Genomic DNA, 535 nt, shown 5'->3' with positions numbered 1-535 from the left:
CGCAAAACACCTTTATATGAAAAGCGGGTTCCTTGATAAAGGACGGCGAAGAATCGGCCCGCTTGGAGAACAGTTGATCCTTCATCATTTCTTATAGACTTGAGTGAAATAAAATTTCAAAAATTCAAAAACATAGTTGAAATATCATAACAGAAATGAATATACTGAATATTGAGATATATCATTTTAAAACAGGGGGCATCCTCATGTCAGAACCATTAAACCTTCACCGTCTCACAACGGAATCACGCAATAGCCAAACAGTTGAAATCCACAAAGCAAACACTCTCGGCATCCTCAAAATGATCAACAACGAAGATATGAAAGTCGCTGCAGCCGTTCAAGAGGTTCTCCCCGACATCAAAACAGCTGTAGACTGCGCTTATGAATCGTTTCAAAATGGAGGCCGGCTCATATATACAGGCGCCGGCACAAGCGGCAGACTCGGCGTCATGGATGCTGTTGAATGTCCTCCCACCTACAGCGTAAGCCCAGATCAGGTCCTCGGAATCATAGCTGGAGGCCCCGAAGCCTT

General features: G+C 44.1%; 2 pseudogenes. Both read left to right on the top strand.

The features are described 5' to 3' along the window. Window positions 1-97: pseudogene (locus ACWHAR_RS31405) on the top strand (GNAT family N-acetyltransferase); the annotation flags it as partial. 109 nt (window positions 98-206) lie between these two features. Then, a pseudogene (murQ, locus tag ACWHAR_RS31400) lies at window positions 207-535 on the top strand (N-acetylmuramic acid 6-phosphate etherase); the annotation flags it as partial.

The organism is Bacillus sp. LR--39 (genome assembly GCF_053613335.1).
This window is presented reverse-complemented; position numbering and strand designations above follow the sequence as displayed.